Source organism: Sphingomonas sp. CCH9-E2, assembly GCF_001557215.1.
Taxonomy (GTDB): Bacteria; Pseudomonadota; Alphaproteobacteria; order Sphingomonadales; family Sphingomonadaceae; genus Sphingomonas.
Window position 1 is genome coordinate 1 of record NZ_LSJM01000026.1, and the last position, 4,640, is coordinate 4,640.

Here is a 4,640-nt window from a genome sequence, read left to right on the forward strand (position 1 = left end):
GGGGCAGGGGGCGGCGGTGCGCCGATGCGCTCCACCGCGAACCCAGCGCTTTCGAGCGTGTGCGCGAAATAGCCCGCATCCCATGCGGCGGCCTCGTCACCGACGGATTCCACAATGATCGCACGCGCGATGCCCAGCGCCTGCATCCGCGCGGTCGCTGCAGCGGCGCGCTCAGTGGCCGGCAACAGTTTGCGCGGAACAAGGCGCATCGGATCGGACAGGCCGACAAGCGTCGCGGGACTCTCGGCCCAGCCAGCGACCAATGGGTCGCCCCAGTCCTGATCATCCGACTTTGCCTCAAGGCCACGCGCGGCAAGATCGCGGGCGCGGGCGGTCGAGAAGTGCGGGGAGCCCAGGACGAACACCGGCTCACCAGCTGCATCGTCCCCCGCCAGCTGCACAAGTTCCAGCCACTCTGCAGGCCGAAGCGCGTGGGCCGCACCGATCGCCGCGATCCGCAGCACGCCCGACAGGTGCTGCATCGCCGCCGGACGCGCGCGCTCTTCGGCGGCACAGCCAGCAAGGCGCTCGGCATCGACCCCGCCGAGCCAGTCCACCAGCTGGGCAACGCGTGCGGCGTTATAGGCCCGGCTGGACTCGCGCGGCTGATGGGCGAGATCGAGCATATGAATCGGTCGTGCGGCGATATCGCCGGCACGGATCAGGTCGCGGACCGTCGCGAACAGCTGCGGCAACTCGCTATCCGCATGCGTGAACAGCAGCGGCGTGCCGCTTGCGTCGGCGACAATCTGCTGCAGCAGCGACCGGCCGCGCTGCGACAGCGTGCCGTCGCCCGCCAGTGTATCGGCGTCGGGCGTCGGGCCGGGGCGGGGGACCATGCGCACCGGCGCGCGTACCGCAGCGCGCAGCAGCGCATAGGGCGCGTCCTGCCCCAGCACGCGGATCACTGCCTGTTCCTCGGCCCGCAGCCGCGCCGCCACCGCGCCGGGATCGTCGCACGCTGCGATCAGCTGCGCTGCGGCATTCTGCATCAGATCACGCCCCGCGCGCGCAGCGCGGCGATACGCTCTGCATCATAGCCCAGCGTCGTGGCGAGCACGCGGTCGTTGTGTTCACCGACCAAGATCGGCGTGACGTCGTCAAAGCCGGTGTCCGCACCCGAAAACACGATCGGAATGCCGGCGGTACGCAGATCGACCTGGGAGCCGTAGCTCGGGTGCGCGACCGGCACCGCTTCGTGCCGCGCGACTACGCGGGGATCGTCCAGTGCGTCTTCCGGGTGGCGAACGGGAGCGACGGGGACGCCCTGCGCCTCCAGTGCGGCAACCACGTCCTCGACCCGGTGCTGACGCGACCACGCATTGATCGTCTCCTCCAGCACCACCGCATTGGCAACGCGGCTGTCGCGATTGGCGAAGCGCGGATCGTCCGACAGCTCGGGGCGCCCCATTGCGCGGAACAGGCCCTGCGCCAGCTTCTCATGCACCGCCACCACCGCGACATAGCCGTCGGCGCATTCGAACACGCCGAAGGGTGAGAGGCGCTGGACGGTCAGGCCGGTGCGCGCCTGCATCCCCGCTGCGGCCATCGCCGACCAATTCTCGATCGCGACGAAACTGGTCAGCGCGCCGAGCATCGACACGTCGATATGCTGGCCGATCCCGGTGCGGTGGCGCTGTTCGAGCGCCGAAAGAATGCCGATTACCGAGAAGACCGGCGCGAGCATGTCGGCGATCGGGATGCCGATGCGCACCGGCGGCTCGCCCGGCCCGCCGCTGGCATACATCGCCCCCGACAGTGCCTGGATGATGATGTCCATCGCCTTGCCCCCCTCCGGCGCGGTCGCGCCGAAGCCGGAGAGCGAGCAGTAGACGATGCGCGGATTGGCGGCCCTGGCGGCTTCATATCCGACGCCCAGCCGGTCGGCGGTGCCGGCGGTGAAATTCTCGACCACGATGTCGGCGGTGCGGACGAGGTCGAGGAAGACCTCCTTCGCCTCGGGAGATTTGAGATTAAGCGAGACGCCGAGCTTGCCCCGCGCGCGGGTCAGGTGGCTGATCGACACATCGTCGTCATGCTTGCGCTCGACGGTGATGCCGTCGCGGCCGACATAGGGGCTGTTGTCGCGCGCGAGATCGCCACCCTTGGGGTCCTCGACCTTGATCACCTCCGCCCCCAGCCCGGCGAGCAGCAACGTCGCATAGGGTCCGGCAAGCGCGCGGGTCAGGTCGATGACGCGCAGCCCTTCAAGCGGGCGTTCGCGGGTGGCTTCGGTCACGGGAGTCGTCCTTCAAGTGCAGCGGCCTGTGCCGCGGTGTAGCCAAGCTCCGCCAGCACCTCGGCCGTATCGGCACCCGCTGGGCGGGCGACGGCGGCGGGGCTGGCGGGAGTGTCGGAAAGCCGGATCGGGCAGCCGGTGTGGCGTACCGTCCTGCCGCCGGGCGCGGGCAGATCGAGGATCATCCCGCGCGCGTGATTGTGCGGGTCTTCCATCGCCTCCGCGACGGTCAGGATCGGCGCGAACTGCGTTCCCGCCGCGTCGAGGATGGCGAGCCATTCGTCGCGCGGTTTCGTCGCCATGACTTGCGCAATGCGGTCCTTCATCGCGGGCCAGTTGGCGCGATCCATCTGCTTGTCGGCAAGGTCGGGCAGGCCGATCGTCTCGACGAAGATGCGCCAGTAACGCGGCTCCATATCGGTCGTCACCAGCCATTCGCCATCGGCGCAGCGCCAGATGCCGCTGTCGGCGCGGTGCATCCCCTTGGGTGGTGCTTTGGCCAGGTCCGGGTTGCGCGACAGGATGTTGGCGATCAGCGCCAGCGAGGCGTCGGACATGGCGATATCGACCTGCTGCCCCCGGCCCGTGGTCGCGCGCGCGATGACGGCGGCGAGGATGCCGATGACGGCGTTCGACCCGCTCAGCAGATCGGCAACCGGCACGCCGGGAAAGGCCGGGCGGTCAGGGTCTTCGCCCATCCGCGACAATGCCCCGGCAATGGCGAGCGCGACCGGATCATGGCCGGGCTTGCGCGCATAGGGGCCGGTCTGCCCGCACAGCGTGACCGAGCAATAGATCAGCCGCGGGTTGCGCGCCGCCATTTCCGGCCAGCCATAACCCATGCTGGCCATCACGCCGGGGCGGTAATCCTCGACCAAAATGTCGGCCTGATCGATCAGCTTGAGGATCGCCTCGCGCCCATCGTCGCTGCCGGGGTCGATCAGCACGCTCTTCTTGCCGCGTGCGAGGATGTCGTGCGCGCGCAGCCGGGCATTTTCTTCGTCGCTGAGCTTGTCCCAGCCGAATACCTTGCGCTGCTTGGCCAGCTCGCGCGGGTTCTCGATGCGGATCACTTCCGCGCCCAGATCGGCGAGCATCCAGGTGCAATAGGGGCCGGGAAGGAACTTGCTGAAGTCGACGACCTTGAGGCCAGAAAGCGCGGTCATTGTCCGTCCTCCAGCGACGAGACCCACAGTCTGCCGGGCAGCCTTACGCCATCGACATCGCGCCACAGCCCGCGCGCGGCGAGATGTTCGCTCGCCAGTGCATCGGCGGGCGTGTCGATCCATGACAGGCCCAGCCCGTTGACCTGCGACATCGCGCCCAGTTCTGCGCGGGTGTGGTTGAGGAAGAAGGCCTCGACCACCGCTTCCCACGCGACCAAAGTCTCGCGCGGCATGTCGGCGACGAGAATCGCGTCCCAATCGACTTCGGCCAGCGGTCCGGCGGCGTCTCCCATCGCCTTGACCATTCCGCGCATCATCGGCTGGTTGTCGACCAGCGCCCAGGTGACGAAGCCATCGGCACATGGCCAGATCTGCCGCACGCCGGACTTGCCGCGGATCAGCAGATTGCCGGTGCGGTTGCCGACACGTCCGGTCCATTGCCAGGTCAGCGGTTCGCGATAATTGGCCAGCACGGCGGACTGATAGGCGGACACTTCGACCAGTTGGCCCTTGCCGCTCGCCGCGCGGGCATGGAGTGCGGTCAGCGCGCCGATCACCGCCTGAATGCCCGCCAACGCATAGGCCTGTTCCCCGGGCAGAGTCAGTGGCGCACGATCCGGGTCGCCGATGATCGTCATCAGGCCGGAACGGGCCATCAACGTCAGGTCGGTCTCCGGCCGCCCGTCATTGGGCCCGCCGGGCAGGAACGGCGCGACCAGCACGTCGATCAGCTTGGGGTTGGCTGCGGCAATCGCGTCATGGTCGCGGCCGGGATTGCGGAAGACGATATCGGCAGTGGCGAGCAGCGCTTCGGTGTCGCCGGTGTGCTTGCCATGGTCCCATGCCGCGTCGCCCGGCTCGGCCCGCACGACCCGCGCGCCGAGTTCGGCGAGCATCCGGCCCGCGAGTTCGCCCAGACCTTCGGTAAGATCGACGATGGTGAGATGCGCGAGCATCATGCGAGCGCTCCCGCGTCGGTGAGGTCGCGGACTTCGGCCTCGCTCATGCCGAGCAGGTCGACGAACACCGCATGGTTGTGCTCGCCCAGATTGGGCGGCGGGCCGACGCGGATGTCGCTGTCGGAAAAGCGCAGCGGCGGGCCGGGAATCTCGGTGTCGCCCAGCTTGCTGTGCGTGACCGGCTGGTAATGGCCGCGTTCGATCAGCTCAGGGTCGGTGAAGACGTCGCGCCCGTCATTGACCGGCTCGGCCGGGATGCCGAGCGCGGCGAGCCGG

5 protein-coding genes are annotated in these 4,640 nt (G+C 68.7%); all 5 read right to left on the reverse strand.

The annotated features are described in order from the left end of the window. Nucleotides 1-992: hypothetical protein (locus tag AX681_RS01270; RefSeq protein ID WP_156455976.1), on the reverse strand; the 992-nt coding region annotated here is incomplete at its 3' end. Continuing rightward, nucleotides 992-2,239 carry a CaiB/BaiF CoA transferase family protein gene (locus AX681_RS01275; RefSeq protein ID WP_156442569.1) on the reverse strand — a complete coding sequence of 416 codons (1,248 nt, stop codon included), beginning with the start codon at nt 2,237-2,239 and terminating at the stop codon, nt 992-994. The genes AX681_RS01275 and AX681_RS01270, both read right to left, overlap by 1 nt. After that, nucleotides 2,236-3,405 carry a CaiB/BaiF CoA transferase family protein gene (locus tag AX681_RS01280; protein ID WP_066656479.1) on the reverse strand — a complete coding sequence of 390 codons (1,170 nt, stop codon included), beginning with the start codon at nt 3,403-3,405 and terminating at the stop codon, nt 2,236-2,238. Before AX681_RS01280 ends, AX681_RS01275 begins: the two co-directional genes overlap by 4 nt. After that, complete coding sequence (locus tag AX681_RS01285; protein WP_066656476.1) at nt 3,402-4,364, reverse strand: CoA transferase; 963 nt, start codon at nt 4,362-4,364, stop codon at nt 3,402-3,404. Before AX681_RS01285 ends, AX681_RS01280 begins: the two co-directional genes overlap by 4 nt. Continuing rightward, a partial coding sequence (locus AX681_RS01290) for a CoA transferase (RefSeq protein ID WP_197424206.1) occupies nt 4,361-4,640 on the reverse strand: 280 nt, incomplete at its 5' end. The genes AX681_RS01290 and AX681_RS01285, both read right to left, overlap by 4 nt.

What these genes read in the sequence shown, in the direction of transcription:
- AX681_RS01280 (WP_066656479.1), bottom strand. Translation starts at nt 3,405, where the DNA reads ATGACCGCGCTTTCTGGCCTCAAGGTCGTCGACTTCAGCAAGTTCCTT.
- AX681_RS01285 (WP_066656476.1), bottom strand. Translation starts at nt 4,364, where the DNA reads ATGATGCTCGCGCATCTCACCATCGTCGATCTTACCGAAGGTCTGGGC.